Below are 14,670 nucleotides of genomic sequence, written 5' to 3' on the forward strand. Positions count from 1 at the left end.
CGGTCGTCACGACGCGCTCGCCTCGACGGGCCGGACGCTACGTCGCGAGGCGAGCGTCCGTCGCCGTCTCGTTTCCGCCGCTCGTCGCGTTGCCGCCCGCGGAACCGCCGTTCCCCGCCCCGGCGTCGTCGGTCGCGTCGTTCCGGTCCCCGGTCACGAGGAACTCCACCACGCCGGCGAGGAACTCGTCGTTGTCGCCGACGTTGTAGCGGTCCGCGGCGATGAACCGAGCGTCGCCGACCGCGAGGACGTTCCCGTCCCGCAGCGCGACCGTGTGCTCGCGCTGCGCGTCGCTGTCGGCCGTCCGGGCGGTCGGGCTCGTCACCAGTATCGGTTCGGCGTCGTCGGTCGAACGCACCTCGGTCGGGGTGTACAGGACGACGTCCTCGGCGTCGGCGATCGACCCGTTCCCGTCGGTCAGCGAGGCGCCCTCCGGCGGGCGCACGAGCACGTGGCGGTAGTTCCCGTCGTTGCGCTCCTGGTCGTACACGTACCGCGTGTCGAAGTAGAGGTCGAAGCGCCCGCCGAGCTCGCTCAGCTCGCTCTCCTGCTCGGAGAGGGACGAACCGAGCACGCCCGCGGAGACCTCGAATCGGTTCGGGTTGCCGAATATCACGACGCGTCCCCCCTCGTCGGCGAACGTCTCGATCGCGTCGAGCTCGCGCTCCGAGTAGGCGGTCTCCGGGTCGACGATCACGAGTCCGTCGGCCCCGTCGAGCGAGTCCGCGAGGCCCTCGGACGGGTACTCCACGTCGTGGTTGGCCGCCGATATCGCCTCCGCCAACGGTCCCAGTCGGCTTCGACTGTCGGGCCCGGCGTCGACCACGACCGTCCCGCCGGCCGGGACGACGGGGGGTTCGGGCTCGATCGACCCCGTGGACGGCAGCCCCGTGGTGACCGTCCGATCGGGGTCTAACGCCCGGAACTCCGGCTCCGGCGCCGTATCGACGAACAGCGTCGGGACGACGGCGGCCGCGACCGCGATCGCGGCGGCGACGGCGACGGTGACGAGCAGCCCCCTCGCGACGGTGCCGCGCCGCCCCGCGAGGAGGCCGCCGTCGCCGGACGCCGCCTCGGACCCGTCGCCGGAGGTTCCGGGGTCGTCGCCTCCGGACGTTCCGGGATCGCCCGCCTCGGGCCCCTCCGAGTCGTTCTCGTCCGGCGTTTCGGTCACGGGCTCACCTCCGGGACGCCGCCGAGGCGCTCGGCGTCGGGGAAGTCCTCATTGGTCGCGTTTCCGGCGTCGACGGCGGCGCCGAGGTCAGTCCGGTCGGTCCGTCGCTCGGCTCCGCCGGGAGGCACCGCGGCGGAACCCCGCGAGTCGAGCCGCACCAGCGTCTCGTCGCGCGCCTCGACGGCGCCGGGGTGAGCCATCAGGACCGTCGGGAACGACCCCCGACGCGTCGCGTCCGCGGTTCGGATCGGTTCGAACCGCTTCTCGTCCGCGTTCCCGGCGTGGTACGTGGCCCTGAGCGCGTAGGTGGCGGTCCACTCACCCTCGCCGACGTCGGTCGGCGTGATGACCTCGACCGCGGGGCGGTCGAGCCCGGCGCGGTCGGCCGCCGCCGCGACCGCGGTCCGCCGGTCGCCTATCGCGTCCGCCATGCCGTTGTCGACGGCGGTCGACCCGCCGAAGATCGTCGCCGCGGCGACCTCGTTCTCCGTGAGTTCGAGCCGGTCGCCGCGGTGCTCCGCGACCGACCCGACGAAGGCGTTCCGCGACGTTTCGAGGGTGGTGAAGAACTCGCGCTCCCCGAACCCCTCGACCTTGTCTGGGCCGGTCGCCCCGAGCACGGCGTTGGGCTCGACGTCGGGCGGGACGGTCCCGAGCACGCCGACGCTCCCCACGAACGAGCTCGGCTTCACGTACACCTCGTCGGCGGGAGCGATCGCGAAGTAGGCCCCGGAGGCCGCGACGCCGTCGACCGTCGCGACCACCGGCACGGACTCGCGTAACCGCAGCGTCTGCATGTACATCGACTCGCTGGCCGCGGCCGACCCGCCGCCGCTGTTGGCGACGATCACGACCGCGTCGGCCTCGGCGCGGGCCTCGGCGAGCATGGCCCGGTACTCGGTCGCCTGTTCCCCGTCGATCGTCCCCTGGATCGGAACGACCGCGACCGTCCCGTCCGGACCCGTCGCCGTGTCCACGGCCGCGGGCGCGAGCGCCGCCCCGAGCAGCACGCCGAGGACCACGAACAGGACGTAGCTGTCGACGGCCCACGAGAGCGCGGACCGCGTACGCTCGAACATCGTGTGATATGCACACGCACAGCATGATAAGTGCCGCGCCGGGCGTCCCGAAACGCGTAGGTACGCGCGTCACGTAGCGGTCTCAATGAGTCTGGACGCCGACTGGCGGGCCGACCTCGACGCGGTCGACGCGGCCCTCATCGACGAGTACCAGAGCGGCTTCCCCGTCGCGGAGCGCCCCTTCGAGCGGGTCGCCCGCGAGGTCGCGGCCGAGACGGGGAGCGAGGTCGACGCCGAGGAGGTCCTCGACCGCGTCCGCGGGCTCCGCGAGCGCGGGGTGTTCCGGCGGTTCGGGGCCGTCCTCAACCCCCCGGTCATCGGCTCGTCGACGCTTGCGGCCGTGCGCGCGCCGGAGGACCGGTTCGACGAGGTCGCCGAGGTGATCAACGGCTACCGGCAGGTGAACCACAACTACCGGCGCGACCACGAGTGGAACCAGTGGTTCGTCGTCACCGCGGGCTCCCGCGAGACGCGCGACGCGATCCTCGCGGAGATCGAGGAGCGCACCGGCTGCGAGGTGCTCGCGCTCCCGATGCTCACGGACTACTACATCGACCTGGAGTTCCCCGTGGTCAACGGCGACCGATTCGCGCGGGAGTCGGGCGAGGCGCGAAGCGCCTCGAACTCCGCGAGCGGGGAGCGGAGCGACCCGCGAGCCCCCGACCACACCGCGGTCTCCGCCACCCGCATCTCGGAGAGCGCCCGCGGCGACCTCGCCGCGCTGGAGGCCGACCTCCTCCTGGCGATCCAAGACGGCTTCCCGCTGTCTTCGACCCCCTACGCCGACGTGGCGAGCGAGGTCGGGGCGCCCGTCGACGACGTCCTCGCGGCGGTCGAGCGCCTGCTCGCCGACGGCTGTATCAAGCGGATCGGCTGCGTCGTCAACCACGTCGTCACGGGGTTCACGAACAACTGCATGGTGGTCTGGGACGTGCCCGACGACGAGCTCGACGCGCGCGGCGAGGCGGTCGGGAGCCTCCCGTACGTCACCCTCTGTTACCACCGGCCGCGCCGGCCCGATCAGGGGTGGGAGTACAACCTGTTCACCATGATCCACGGGCGGGAGGCCGAGGCGGTCGACGCGAAGATCGACGAGCTGGCGGCCGAGCACCTCCCCTTCGCCCACGAGCGGCTCTACTCGACGGAGACGCTGAAACAGACCGGCGCGCGCTACGAGGACCTCGTCGCCGACGGCGACGGCTGAGGGGACCGGAAGAAGTGGGAGAGCGTCGGAGGAAGCCGAAGAGACCGGTACGTTCACGGGGGTCGCGACCCCCGGATCGGTATGTCCGACGCGTTCGACCGGCTCGGGTACGGGACGTACGAGCTGCGGCACGGCGAGGAGTGCGTCTCGGGGGTCAGACGCGCGATCGAGACGGGGTACCGGCACATCGACACCGCGCAGGGGTACGACAACGAGGCGTCGGTGTCGGCGGCGATCGACGCGACCGACGTCGACCGCGAGGAGCTGTTCGTCGCGACGAAGCTCTCGACGGACAACCTCTCGTACGACGACGCGGTCGCGACCGCGCGGGTGAGCCGCGACCGCCTCGGCGTCGACTCGATCGACCTCCTCTACGTCCACTGGCCGATACACACCTACGACCCCGCGGAGACGCTGCCCGCCCTCGACGCCCTCGTCGACGAGGGCGTCGCCGACCGGATCGGGCTCTCGAACTTCCGGCCCGACCAGCTGGCGGAGGCCGTCGACCGCCTCGACCACGACGTGTTCGCCCATCAGGTCGAGTGTCACCCGCTGCTCGGACAGGAGGAGTTACGCGAGCTCGCGGTCGAGCGCGGCCACTGGCTCGTCGCGTACTCGCCGATCGCGCGCAACCGCGTCGCCGACGTGGACGTCCTGCGGGAGGTCGCCGCGAAACACGACGCGAGCCCGGCGCAGGTGAGCCTGGCGTGGCTGCTCTCGAAGGAGCGCGTCGCGCCGATCCCGAAGGCCGCGAGCGTCGGTCACATCGAGGAGAACTGGGCCGCGCGCGACCTCGACCTCGACCCCGAGGACGTCGAGCGGATCGACGCGATCGACCGGCGCGAGCGCGTCGTCGACGTCGAGGGGGCGTCGTGGAACCGGGCGTGACCGGGGCCCGGTCCGGGCGGATATATAGCCGTTCGGAACCGAACCGGCCGGTACGTCCGCCTCATAGTCGGTTTTAGGGGGCGTCCCGCCGATCTCCCGAGCGTGATCGATCCCGACGATCCGTCGCGACGGCCGGCGCTGATCGCCGCCACGCCCAGCGCCGAGCGGGTCGCCGAGTGGGTCCGGACGCTCGCGCTGCTGGCCGGCGTGCTCGGGGCGCTGATCGCGCTGTTGACGCTGGAGTCCCTCGTCCGGCTGTGAGCGAGGCCGCGGTCGGCCTCCGCGTCGCCGCCGGCGAGCCCGGGGCGCGACCGGCGCCGGGCGAAACTGAACGCCGTTGGGCGCCGGACCGGAGGCGTGACGTCCCGTCCGGCGCGGTTTCACTTCCGCTTTCGGGCGCGTTTTTAAACCCCGTCGGGACGAGATGTCGGATATGAGCCAGTCCACGTTCGACGACGACGACCTGTTCGGGGAGGCGGCCGCGGAGACGCGCGCGGAGGTCGAAGAGCACCTCGCGGCCGCCCGGGCCGAGCTCCCCGACCCGGACGACGTGTGGGAGACGGACGCGGACAACGTGCTCGGCGCCCTCAACGGGCTGAAGTCGGCCCTCGACGTCGGCGACGCGGTCGACTCCGTCCGGTCGGCGAAGAAGGCGTACGTGCTCGGCGAGCGCGCCGACGCCTTCGAGGACGCCGACGACCTGAAGGCGGAGATCGAGGAGCTGGAGTCGCTCGTCGGCGACATCGAGAGCGCCGCCGAGGCGGTCGGCTCGCTCACCGGCACGGTCCCCGCGATCCGCGGGGCCCTGCAGGACGCGGCCGAGGCGGGCGACGACGAGTAGTCGGCGTCTCGGTCGCGACGGAGGGAGCGACGTTCCGACGGGTGATCCGAGCGGCGCGCCGAGCGCGGGGGCTGCCGGGGTACCAACGTCGCTTTAGTCGTAGGGGGATTACTCGCCGTATGGACTGTCCCGTCTGCGGAACCGCGGTCGTGGCGTTCAGCGAACTGCCGGACGAGCTGCGGGAGCGCCTGGAGGCGGACCCGGGGCGACAGCGGCAGTCGGTCGAGCACCGGCGGGAGAAACACACCGCGTGTCCCGACTGCGCGTTGGAGATACACGGGTGCGGCCAGCCCTACGCGATCCCCGAGGACGCGACGCCGGCGCGCTGAGGGTTCCCGATGGCTTTTTAAGTAGACTCCCGGTCGACGACCGCCCTCGCGAGCTCCGCGAGCGCGTCGCTCGCGAGCCCCAAGAGCGCCTCGCCGCGCGCCGCGTCGCCGGCGGCCGGATCGCCGACGGCGCCGTTCTCGGTGAACTCGTCCGAGTCGTGCGCGAGGTTGACGCCCGAGACCCACTCGCCCCACCGGTCGGCGGCCCCCTCGCTCGCGGCCGCGACGCGGTCCTCGCGGACGAGGTCGGGGTTGGTCGCGCGTAACAGCGCCGTCTCCAGCGGACCGGCGTGGCCCATGTCGCCCGCGTGCTCGCCGACCGCCTCGAACCAGGTGAACGCGACCGCGTAGCCGTCGTGGGCGTCGTCGCGGGAGAACCGGCGGGCGACCTCCGCGAGCGCCTCGACGTTGCCGCCGTGCCCGTTGACGAACACGACCCGGTCGATCCCGTGGCGCGTCAGCGACGCGGCCGCCTCGCGGACGTACGCCCGGAAGGCGTCGGGCGAGACCCACATCGTCCCGTCGAAGGCGCGGTGCTCCTCGGCGACGCCGACCGGGATCGGCGGGGCGACCGCGACCGCGCTCGGGGTCTCTTCGGCCCCGTTGCCGTCGGCGGTCGCATCCCCCTCCTCATACGCCGCCGCGCCCGCTTCCGCGACCGCGACGGCGTTGAGCGTGTCGGTCCCGAGGGGCGCGTGGGGGCCGTGCTGTTCGGTGCTGCCGACGGGGACGAACGCGACGTCGACATCGGCGTCGCGCACGTCGGTCCAGGTGGCGTCCGCGAGTCGCATACCGACCCCACGGTGGGGCGGGCCGTATAGCCGACGGTCTCCGGGCGGGAGCGGGGCGGTCAGCCCGCCAGACTCGGTCCCGACCGAACCGAAGGGGGAGCGGATCGGCCCGGGGAGTTATTCCGCTCGCCGACGACGCGCCACGCATGAGCAACGAGAACGAGGATCACGGTCGAACGGCGGGGGTGACGTTCGGGCCGCTGAAGCGGGCGCTCCGCGAGCACCGGTACCCGGTGTCGGTCGGGGAGCTGGTGGAGCAGTACGGCGGCTTCGAGCTGGAGACCGACGGCGGGGGCGAGCGGCTCGAAACGGTGCTGGAGCGGTGCGAGCGGACGCGGTTCCACGAGCCGCGGCAGGTGCGCGACGCGGTCCTCGACGCGCTGGGCGAGGAGACCGGAGACGGCGCGGCGACAGAGGGAGCCGGAGGGGAGGAGCGCGGGGACGGCGCCGCGGACGGCTGGAGCCGGCTGTCGACGTGAGCGGTCCGGGGAACCCGAACGGACCGGCCCGCGCGCCTCAGTCGTCGTCTGACTCCGCGTCCTCGATCAGGCGCGCGGTGCGCTCCTGGGCGCGGTCGATGAACTCCTGCGGGAGCTCGTCGATCTCGCCGGCCTGGACGCCCCAGAGGTGGGCGTACAGCCCGCCGTTCTCCAGCAGTTCGGCGTGGGTCCCGCGCTCGACGACCTCGCCGCCCTCCAACACGAGGATCGCGTCGGCGTCCTTAATCGTGGAGAGCCGGTGGGCGATCGCGAACGTCGTCCGGTCGGCCGTGAGCCGGTCGAGCGAGCGCTGGATCAGCATCTCCGTCTCGGTGTCGACGTCGGAGGTCGCCTCGTCGAGGACGAGGATGTCGGGGTCTTTCAGCACCGCGCGCGCGATGGTGACCCGCTGGCGCTGGCCGCCGGAGAGCTTCACGCCGCGCTCGCCGACCATCGTGTCGTAGCCGTCCGGGAGGTTCTCGATGAACTCGTGGGCCTCGGCGGCCCTGGCGGCCTCGCGGACCTCCTCGTCGGTCGCGTCGAAGGTGCCGTACGTGATGTTCTCGCGGACGGTGCCGTAGAACAGGTACGACGACTGGCCGACGTAGCCGATCGACCGGCGGAGCGACTTCAGGGTCACGTCGCGCACGTCCTGCCCGTCGATCTCGATCGACCCCTCGTCGACGTCGTACATCCGGAGCAGCAGCTTGAGGACGGTCGACTTCCCGGCGCCGGTCGGGCCGACGAGGGCGAGCGTCTCGCCGCCCTCGACCGCGAAGTCGACGTCGGAGACGATCGTCTCCTCGTCGTAGCCGAAGCTCACGTCGTCGTAGACGACTTCGCCCTCGTCGACGACGAGGTCCTCGGCGTCGGGCTCCTCGGCGAGCCGGGAGGGCTCATCCATCAGCCCGAAGATCCGCGCGGAGGAGGCGCGGGCGCGCTGGTACATGTTGATTATCTGTCCGAACTGCGCCATCGGCCAGATGAACCGCTGGGTGTAGAGGATGAAGACGACGAAGTTCCCGACGGTGAGCGTCCCGGTGAACGGGCCCGGCGGCGTCTCCCGGAACACCCAGAGCCCGCCGACGACGAACGTGAGCACGAAGCCGATGCCGGCGAGCACGCGGAGCGCCGGGAAGAACTTGATCCGGGTCCGGATCGCGTCCCAGTTGGCGTCGAAGTAGTCCATCGAGACGTCGTCGACGCGGTCGGACTCGTACGGCTCCGTGTTCGACGACTTGATCACCTGGATGCCGCCGAGGTTGTTCTCCAGCCGCGAGTTCATCTTCCCGACCGACGAGCGCACCTCGGCGTACTTCGGCTGGATGGTCCTGATGAACAGGTAGGTGAACCCGGCGATGATCGGGACGGGGAGGAGCGCGACGAGGGCGAGCTGCCAGTTGATCCACACGAGCAGGAACCCGATCCCGAGCACCATCACCGACAGGCGAAACAGGGAGTTCATCCCGTCGTTGAGGAACCGTTCGAGCCGGTTCACGTCGTTCGAGAGGATCGACATCATCTCGCCCGTCTGCTTGTCGGAGAAGAACTCCATGTTCAGCCGCTGCATCTTGTCGTAGGTGTCGGTCCGGACGTCGTGCTGGATGTTCTGCGCGAAGCCGTTGAACCCCCAGTTGCGGACCCAGTGGAACGCGGCCCCGAGCCCGAACGCGCCGCCGATGACGGCGACGGTGAACCAGAACTGCGCCGCCTGGCCGGTCGGGAGCCACGCCTCGGGGAGGAGGACGAGCGGGATCTGCTCGCTGAAGACCGCGTCCTCGTAGAACACGGCGTCGATGGCGATCCCTAACATTAGCGGCGGGAGCAGGTCGAGGAGGCGCGCGAAGACGCTGGCGACGACCCCGACCGACACGTGCGGGAGGTAGTCGCGACCGTACGCGAGGAACAGGCGTTTCATCGGGTTCTCGATCTTGTCCCGCTGTTCCTCGAAGGGGTCGTCCTCCTCCCACTCGGCGCTACTCATTACCGGATCCTATCGGACCGGGCGGCAAATGGGTTTCCTTCGGCCCGGAATACACCGGCGGAAATCGCCGGTATCGGGCGTCGAAACCGGCGATCGGGCGAGATCGGGGTCAGACCGTGCGGCGCTCCGCGTCGGGGTCGACCCCGGCGGCGTCGAGGTCCTCGCGGATGCGTCGTCGGAGGGGATCGGGGATCTCCTCGCGGGGGACGGGGGCGGCCGTGGCGGCGGTCGCGTCCGAGTCGCCGTCGGTGGTCGCCTCTCCGTCGTCGGGGGAGGCGTCCGGATCGTCCCCGGCGGTCCCGTCTGGGTCGGCCCCGGCTGTCGCGTCCGGGTCGCCGGCGGGGACCGTCCAGTAGAGGACGCGCTCCGGCCCCGCGTAGAACTCCACCGCGAACCGGTCGCCCCCGCCGTCGTAGTGGACGCGCGCCGCGTCGCCCTCGGCGCGCCACCCCTCTCGTCCGACCAGCGCGGCGATCGAGTCGTGCACGGTCGGTTCTGGGCCGGCGGACACATGTCGGTGTCGCCGGCGGACCGCGGCGGCCGGGGGTCGCTAGTCGCGGGCGCGCTCCGTCGCCCCGTCGCCGCGGCCGGCCCGTCAGGACCGCCGACTCCCCACCGTCATCGACACCGGTTTACAACCGCCGCACCGACGAACGGGCATGTCCCTTCGCGTCACGTTCCTCGGCACGGGCGGCGCCGTCCCGACCACCGAGCGCGCGCCGAGCGCGCTGTTCGTCAACCGCGAGGGCGATCGCCTCCTCTTCGACTGCGGCGAGGGGACGCAGCGCGGCATGATGCGGCACGGCACCGGGTTCGGGATCGACCGGCTGTTCGTCTCGCACCTCCACGGCGACCACGTCCTCGGGATCCCCGGACTGGTCCAGACGCTCGGCTTCAACGACCGGACCGAGCCCCTGACGGTCCACTGCCCGCCGGGGACCGAGGGCGACCTCCGCGACCTCGTGCACGCGGTCGGCCACGACCCCGCGTTCGAGGTCCGGATCGAGCCCGTCGCCCCGGGCGAGGTCGCGCTCGACGCCGACGGCTACGAGGTCCGCGCGTTCGAGACGGAGCACCGGACGGTCTCGCAGGGGTACGTCCTCGACGAGGACGACCGGCCCGGGCGGTTCGACCGCCCGAAGGCGGAGGAGCTCGGCGTCCCCGTCGGCCCGAAGTTCGGCCGGCTCCACGAGGGCGAGCCGGTCGAGGCCGAGGACGGGACGGTCGTCGAGCCGGACCAGGTCGTCGGCCCGCCGCGGCCCGGGCGGACGCTCGTCTACACCGCCGACACGCGCCCCCGAGAGCGGACCGTCGAGGTCGCCGAGGCGGCCGACCTGCTCGTCCACGACGCGACCTTCGCCGACGACATGGCCGACCGCGCCCGCGACACGGCCCACTCGACCGGCCGCGAGGCCGGGGAGGTCGCCGCGCGGGCGAACGCGAAGCGGCTGGCCTTGGTGCACGTCTCCTCGCGGTACGCGGCCGACGCCTCGCCGATCCGCCGGGAGGCGCGGGAGGCGTTCGGCGGCGAGGTGCTGCTCCCGGACGACGGCGACCGCGTCGACGTGCCGTTCCCCGACGCGGACGGGTAGGGCGAGGCGGGGCTCGGACCGACCGCTCCCCTCCGGGAAACCTTGATGCGTCGCGCCGCCGATCCCTCGCGTATGTCCGACGACTGTATCTTCTGTTCGATCGTCGCCGGGGACATCCCGGCGCGGACCGTCCACGAGACCGACGACGTGCTGGCGTTCCTCGACGCCAACCCGCTCGCGCGCGGCCACACCCTCGTCATCCCGAAGTCGCACGCGCAGCACCTCGGCGACCTCGACGAGGACCTCGCGAGCGACCTGTTCGCGGCCGTGGCGGAGCTCACCCCCCGTATCCGGTCGACCGTCGGCGCCGACGGCGCCAACGTCGGGATCAACGACGGCGAAGCGGCCGGCCAGGAGGTCCCGCACGTCCACGTCCACGTCATTCCGCGGTTCGAGGGCGACGGCGGCGCCCCCCTCCACGCGGTCGGCGGCGAGCAGCCCGACCTCACCGACGACGAGCTGGACGCGGTGGCCGAGGCGATCGCGGAGTAGGCGGGCGGCGTGCAACAGCGTTAACAGCGGACCGCCGAGTAGCCGAGCGCATGCAGGCGAGGACCCTCGCGCTCGTCGGGGCGACCGGCGGCGCGGGAACGACGCGAACCGCGGTCGAACTGGCGGCGCTCGGCGCGCGCGACGGCCGCGACGTGGCCGTGGTCGACGCAGCGTTCACGACGCAGGGGCTCTCCGAGTACGTCTCGGGGCGGATCGGCACCGACCTCACGGCGCTGCTCACCGACGAGACCGACGCGTCGCTGTCGGCGGCGACGTACCCGATCGATGTCGGCGGCGGCGCCGGAGGCGATCGGGGGGACGAGAGCGGGAGCGGCGACGGAAGCGCTCCCGAGGACGCGACCGGGCTCCCGGGGCGCGCCGACGCGGTGCCGGCCCGGGCGCCGTTCGAGCGCGTGGCGCGCGCCGAGACGGCAGAGGCCGGGCGGAAGCTGGAGCGGCGGATCGACGAGGCGGCGACCGCCTACGACGCCGTCGTCGTCGACACCGCCCCCGTCGGGTCGAACGCGGCGGTCGCGGCGGTCGCGGCGGCCGACCGCGTCGAGGCGGTGACGCCCGCGACGGCGCACGGGCGGGACGCGCTCCAGCGGCTCCGCGGCCGCGTGGCCGACGTCGGCGGGAGCGTCGACGGGACGGTCGCGGTGGCCCGCGCGGGGGAGAACGACGCCGAGCGCGACGGCGGCGGCGCCGACAGTCGGCTCCCCGCGGTCGACCCCGGGGTCGGCGACGCCCCCGCGGCGGCGAGCGGGACCGGGGCGTACGTCGAGGCGCTGGCGGGGACGTACGAGCGCGCCTTCGACGCGGCGCTCGGGATCGAGTTCGAGGAGTCGGGGCTAGTCGATCGGATCCGCTCTTGAGGGGCAAGACGGGGTCGGAGAGGGAACGATCGGGTCGCGACTCAGCGCAGTCCGTCGGGCGAGCCCAGCGCGCCGCCGGGGGTGTCGCCGTCGCCGCGGAGCCCGTCGCCGAGCGGGGCCGCGCCCGCGACGTGGGCGTCGACGGCGTCGGCGACCGCGGGGACCGGGTCGTGGGTCTCGACGTACGTCGCCAGCGCGAAGTCCGCCTCGTCGCCCCCGGCGAGCGCGACCGCCTCGCTCCGGGCGGTCCGGCCGTCGAGCCAGTCGCGGACGACGCTCCGGCGGCTCGGGGCGAGCGGGCAGACCCCCTCGACGCCGCAGCGGTGGAGCGCCTTCGCGCCCGTCATCGGCGTCACGCCGGCCTCGCGGGCGGCGTCGCCGACGCTCCGCCCGGCCGTGTACGCGTCGACCAGCGTCGCGGTCGCGGCCGGGGTACACGGCAGGTCGTCGGCGTGGTCCGCGAGGCGGTCGACGAGCGGCGTCTCCGTGTCGTCGGCGACGGCGACGCCGCGCTCGCGCTGGCTCGCGGTCACCTCCAGCCCGTCCGCGATCTCCGACAGCGTCATGCGAACGCATGGCTCGCTCATCGGGTTAAAACCACGGTACCCCAGCGCGACGAGAGCCGAAATCACCGACCGGTTACCGGTCGGTTTGGACGCCGCGATCCGGGCGGTCGCCGCCGAATTCTCCCGGGTTTAAGTAAGGGATCGGGCCCGAGTTCGACGTGTGATGAGCCGAGCACGCTCGACCCGCGCCCGTTCGCACCGCACCGAGACGACCGACCGCGCCGAGGAGGCGACCGCGACCGCAGACGAGGAGTCGACGAGCGCTGCGACCGCCGAGGAGGCGACGACGGCCGTCGACGAGTGCCCGGAGTGCGGCGGCCGGACGCGGGTCGATTCGGCCGAGCGCGTCTGCGACGACTGCGGGCTCGTCGTCGAGGCCGACCGGATCGACCACGGCCCGGAGTGGCGCTCGTTCGACGACGACGACTCCGATCCCAAGCGCACCGGCGCCCCGCTGACGCGCTCCCGGCACGACCGCGGGCTCTCGACGGAGATCGGTCGGTCGACCCGCGTGAAGGGGCGCAAGCGCCGGCGGCTGGCCCGGATGCGGACCCAGCACAACCGCGCGCAGATCTCGACCAAGCGCGACCGCAACAAGGTGTACGCGTACACCGAGATCCGGCGGCTGACGGGCGTGCTGGAACTCCCCGACAGCGTCCGGGACACGGCCTGCGCGCTGTTCGACTCCGCGCAGGGGGAGAGCCTGCTGCGCGGCCGCTCGCTGGAGGGGTTCGCGGTCGCCTGCGTCTACGTCGCCTGCCGCACCGCGGACGTGGCCCGAACCGTCGGCGAGGTCTGCGCCGAGGCGAAGGCGACCGAGGACGAGCACCGGGCCGCGTTCGACGCGATGAACCGCGAGCTCGGGCTCCCGATCGGACCGACCGGCCCGGCGGAGTACCTCCCGCGGTTCGCGAGCGACCTCGGCTGCGCGGCCGAGGTGGAGCGCCGCGCCGGCGAGCTCGCGGAGCGCGCCGTGAGCGAGGGGATCGCGAACGGCCGCAACCCGGTCGGCGTCGCCGCCGCCTGCCTGTACACGGCGGCGCGCGAGCTCGGGACCGACTGCACGCAGCAGGAGGCGGCCGACGTCGCCGACGTGACGCCCGTGACGGTGCGGCGGACGTACGTGGACCTGACCGGGGAGTGAAGCGGGAGCGCGGGGCGGACGGGTGGGGCGGCCCGCCGCGCGGTAGCGTCGCTATCGACCGTTCGAGGACGCATCGAGGCGAGCCGTCCACCGCTCCCGCACCGCGAGGTGCGCCTGCGCGATGACCCCGAGGAGCGGGAGCTCCAGCAGCGGCCCGATGACGAGCGCGAGCGGGATCAGCGGATCGTTCGGGAAGGCGACGACCGCGATGGCGAGCGCGGTCGGGGAGTTCCGCGAGAGGATGGTGTTGTTGAAACAGACCATCTCGGCGTACGAGAAGGAGAGCAGGCGGCCGGCGAGAAGCCCGACGACGAGGTTGACCGCGTAGAACAGCGCGACCGGAATCGCCATCAGCGCCAGCAGCCGCGGGTTCTCGACGATCGCGTCCCCCTGCGACGCGAACATCGCCCCGATGGCCAGTGCGAGGAAGCCGATCTGTATCGGACTCAGGCGGGGCAGGAACCGCTCGCGAAACCACGCCGTCCCCTTCGTTCGGGTGAGGGCCCACCGGGCGGCGGCGCCGACCGAGAGCGGGCCGACGAGGACGAGGAGGACGCTCTCGGCCAGCAGCGCGAGCGGCAGGTCGACGAGCGTCCCCGCGAACGCGTAGAGGTACACCGGGAGCAACACGAGCTGGAGGACGAGGTTGTACGGCAGCACGGAGGCCGCGAGCGGCACGTCGCCGTCGGCGACGTCGGTGAACACGAGGTACCAGTCCGTACACGGCGTCACCAGGAGCATGACGAGCCCGATCCAGAGCGCGGGCTGGGTACGGAGGAAGAGGGCGCCGAGCCCGACCGCGAGCAGGGGGCTCCAGACGAAGTTGACCAGCAGGCTCGACCCGACCACGCGGCGGTTGCCGAACGCCTCCCGCAGGCGGGAGAGCGGAATCCCGACGAACGCGGCGAACAGCATGACCATCAGGAACGGGACGATGAGCCGGTCCGCGACGGGAGCGACCCCGTCGACCTGCCCGGCGGCGAGGCCGAGCGCGACGGCCGCGAAGACGAGCGCCGACTGGTACTTCTCGACGAGGTCCATCGTCCCGATGCATCGCCCGAGCCGTGCTAAGGCTGTGGGTCGGCCTCGGAGAGAAGGGAGAGGCGACGGCGGGGCCGTCGCTTCGTGACGACCCGTCCGGCGGACGGGGCGGCGTCAGCGGGGAGTCACCGCCGGCCGGGAGACGGCGACGGCCGGTCGCCGCGACCGGCCGACGGCGACCGACAGCGGAC

17 protein-coding genes are annotated in these 14,670 nt (G+C 72.8%); 10 read left to right on the plus strand and 7 right to left on the minus strand.

Annotated features, from left to right (window positions below):
- Window positions 1–37: 37 nt before the first annotated feature.
- Together NO900_RS15605 and NO900_RS15610 are read right to left on the minus strand one after the other, a co-directional pair.
- On the minus strand, window positions 38–1,174 hold the full coding sequence (locus NO900_RS15605) for a DUF4350 domain-containing protein (RefSeq protein WP_256409950.1): 1,137 nt from the start codon (window positions 1,172–1,174) through the stop codon (window positions 38–40).
- On the minus strand, window positions 1,171–2,253 hold the full coding sequence (locus NO900_RS15610; RefSeq protein WP_256409951.1) for a S49 family peptidase: 1,083 nt from the start codon (window positions 2,251–2,253) through the stop codon (window positions 1,171–1,173). The genes NO900_RS15605 and NO900_RS15610 overlap by 4 nt, the downstream gene beginning before the upstream one ends.
- 85 nt (window positions 2,254–2,338) lie before the next feature.
- On the opposite strand from NO900_RS15610, the gene ahbB reads away from it, so the two are divergent.
- From ahbB to NO900_RS15635, 5 genes are all read left to right on the plus strand, one after another.
- A complete protein-coding gene (gene ahbB / locus NO900_RS15615) occupies window positions 2,339–3,457 on the plus strand; it encodes a siroheme decarboxylase subunit beta (RefSeq protein WP_256409952.1) in 1,119 nt (372 codons plus the stop codon).
- A gap of 81 nt (window positions 3,458–3,538) precedes the next feature.
- On the plus strand, window positions 3,539–4,345 hold the full coding sequence (locus NO900_RS15620) for an aldo/keto reductase (protein ID WP_256409953.1): 807 nt from the start codon (window positions 3,539–3,541) through the stop codon (window positions 4,343–4,345).
- A gap of 102 nt (window positions 4,346–4,447) precedes the next feature.
- A complete protein-coding gene (locus NO900_RS15625; protein ID WP_256409954.1) occupies window positions 4,448–4,606 on the plus strand; it encodes a hypothetical protein in 159 nt (52 codons plus the stop codon).
- Between the two features lie 172 nt (window positions 4,607–4,778).
- A complete protein-coding gene (locus NO900_RS15630) occupies window positions 4,779–5,186 on the plus strand; it encodes a DUF5790 family protein (protein WP_256409955.1) in 408 nt (135 codons plus the stop codon).
- Between the two features lie 119 nt (window positions 5,187–5,305).
- Window positions 5,306–5,515, plus strand: a complete 210-nt coding sequence (locus NO900_RS15635) for a hypothetical protein (protein ID WP_256409956.1) — start codon at window positions 5,306–5,308, stop codon at window positions 5,513–5,515.
- Window positions 5,516–5,532: 17 nt separating this feature from the next.
- Here NO900_RS15635 and NO900_RS15640 read toward each other — a convergent pair whose 3' ends face one another.
- On the minus strand, window positions 5,533–6,306 hold the full coding sequence (locus tag NO900_RS15640) for a creatininase family protein (RefSeq protein WP_256409957.1): 774 nt from the start codon (window positions 6,304–6,306) through the stop codon (window positions 5,533–5,535).
- Window positions 6,307–6,452: 146 nt separating this feature from the next.
- Between NO900_RS15640 and NO900_RS15645 the strand changes: the two genes are divergently transcribed.
- Window positions 6,453–6,785: a DUF5789 family protein gene (locus NO900_RS15645; RefSeq protein ID WP_256409958.1), complete on the plus strand. Its 333-nt coding sequence runs from the start codon at window positions 6,453–6,455 to the stop codon at window positions 6,783–6,785.
- Window positions 6,786–6,822: 37 nt separating this feature from the next.
- Here NO900_RS15645 and NO900_RS15650 read toward each other — a convergent pair whose 3' ends face one another.
- Window positions 6,823–8,769, minus strand: coding sequence for an ABC transporter ATP-binding protein (locus NO900_RS15650; protein WP_256409959.1), 1,947 nt, complete (start codon window positions 8,767–8,769; stop codon window positions 6,823–6,825).
- A gap of 109 nt (window positions 8,770–8,878) precedes the next feature.
- Complete coding sequence (locus tag NO900_RS15655; RefSeq protein ID WP_256409960.1) at window positions 8,879–9,256, minus strand: DUF7538 family protein; 378 nt, start codon at window positions 9,254–9,256, stop codon at window positions 8,879–8,881.
- A gap of 172 nt (window positions 9,257–9,428) precedes the next feature.
- Between NO900_RS15655 and rnz the strand changes: the two genes are divergently transcribed.
- From rnz to NO900_RS15670, 3 genes are all read left to right on the plus strand, one after another.
- The gene (rnz, locus tag NO900_RS15660; protein ID WP_256409961.1) at window positions 9,429–10,361 is read left to right on the plus strand and encodes a ribonuclease Z; all 933 of its coding nucleotides are present in this window, start codon (window positions 9,429–9,431) and stop codon (window positions 10,359–10,361) included.
- Between the two features lie 72 nt (window positions 10,362–10,433).
- The gene (locus NO900_RS15665) at window positions 10,434–10,853 is read left to right on the plus strand and encodes an HIT family protein (protein ID WP_256409962.1); all 420 of its coding nucleotides are present in this window, start codon (window positions 10,434–10,436) and stop codon (window positions 10,851–10,853) included.
- Between the two features lie 50 nt (window positions 10,854–10,903).
- Window positions 10,904–11,728 (plus strand): P-loop NTPase family protein, encoded by an 825-nt coding sequence (locus NO900_RS15670; RefSeq protein WP_256409963.1) that lies wholly within the window; start codon window positions 10,904–10,906, stop codon window positions 11,726–11,728.
- 41 nt (window positions 11,729–11,769) lie between these two features.
- Here NO900_RS15670 and NO900_RS15675 read toward each other — a convergent pair whose 3' ends face one another.
- Window positions 11,770–12,294 carry a DUF7858 family protein gene (locus tag NO900_RS15675; RefSeq protein ID WP_256409964.1) on the minus strand — a complete coding sequence of 175 codons (525 nt, stop codon included), beginning with the start codon at window positions 12,292–12,294 and terminating at the stop codon, window positions 11,770–11,772.
- 163 nt (window positions 12,295–12,457) lie between these two features.
- Here NO900_RS15675 and NO900_RS15680 point away from each other — a divergent pair, with 163 nt between their 5' ends.
- On the plus strand, window positions 12,458–13,438 hold the full coding sequence (locus NO900_RS15680) for a transcription initiation factor IIB (protein ID WP_256409965.1): 981 nt from the start codon (window positions 12,458–12,460) through the stop codon (window positions 13,436–13,438).
- A gap of 51 nt (window positions 13,439–13,489) precedes the next feature.
- On the opposite strand, the gene NO900_RS15685 is transcribed toward NO900_RS15680, so the two are convergent.
- Window positions 13,490–14,479: an arsenic resistance protein gene (locus NO900_RS15685; protein ID WP_256409966.1), complete on the minus strand. Its 990-nt coding sequence runs from the start codon at window positions 14,477–14,479 to the stop codon at window positions 13,490–13,492.
- Window positions 14,480–14,670 lie beyond the last annotated feature (191 nt).

The sequence above is a fragment of the Halorubrum rutilum genome (genome assembly GCF_024494565.1).

Excerpts from the sequence above, each read along its gene's own strand:
- NO900_RS15610 (WP_256409951.1), bottom strand. The coding sequence starts at position 2,253 with ATGTTCGAGCGTACGCGGTCCGCGCTCTCGTGGGCCGTCGACAGCTAC.
- rnz (WP_256409961.1), top strand. The coding sequence starts at position 9,429 with ATGTCCCTTCGCGTCACGTTCCTCGGCACGGGCGGCGCCGTCCCGACC.
- NO900_RS15685 (WP_256409966.1), bottom strand. The coding sequence starts at position 14,479 with ATGGACCTCGTCGAGAAGTACCAGTCGGCGCTCGTCTTCGCGGCCGTC.
- NO900_RS15630 (WP_256409955.1), top strand. The coding sequence starts at position 4,779 with ATGAGCCAGTCCACGTTCGACGACGACGACCTGTTCGGGGAGGCGGCC.
- ahbB (WP_256409952.1), top strand. The coding sequence starts at position 2,339 with ATGAGTCTGGACGCCGACTGGCGGGCCGACCTCGACGCGGTCGACGCG.
- NO900_RS15675 (WP_256409964.1), bottom strand. The coding sequence starts at position 12,294 with ATGACGCTGTCGGAGATCGCGGACGGGCTGGAGGTGACCGCGAGCCAG.
- NO900_RS15665 (WP_256409962.1), top strand. The coding sequence starts at position 10,434 with ATGTCCGACGACTGTATCTTCTGTTCGATCGTCGCCGGGGACATCCCG.
- NO900_RS15620 (WP_256409953.1), top strand. The coding sequence starts at position 3,539 with ATGTCCGACGCGTTCGACCGGCTCGGGTACGGGACGTACGAGCTGCGG.
- NO900_RS15645 (WP_256409958.1), top strand. The coding sequence starts at position 6,453 with ATGAGCAACGAGAACGAGGATCACGGTCGAACGGCGGGGGTGACGTTC.
- NO900_RS15680 (WP_256409965.1), top strand. The coding sequence starts at position 12,458 with ATGAGCCGAGCACGCTCGACCCGCGCCCGTTCGCACCGCACCGAGACG.
- NO900_RS15635 (WP_256409956.1), top strand. The coding sequence starts at position 5,306 with ATGGACTGTCCCGTCTGCGGAACCGCGGTCGTGGCGTTCAGCGAACTG.
- NO900_RS15640 (WP_256409957.1), bottom strand. The coding sequence starts at position 6,306 with ATGCGACTCGCGGACGCCACCTGGACCGACGTGCGCGACGCCGATGTC.
- NO900_RS15650 (WP_256409959.1), bottom strand. The coding sequence starts at position 8,769 with ATGAGTAGCGCCGAGTGGGAGGAGGACGACCCCTTCGAGGAACAGCGG.
- NO900_RS15670 (WP_256409963.1), top strand. The coding sequence starts at position 10,904 with ATGCAGGCGAGGACCCTCGCGCTCGTCGGGGCGACCGGCGGCGCGGGA.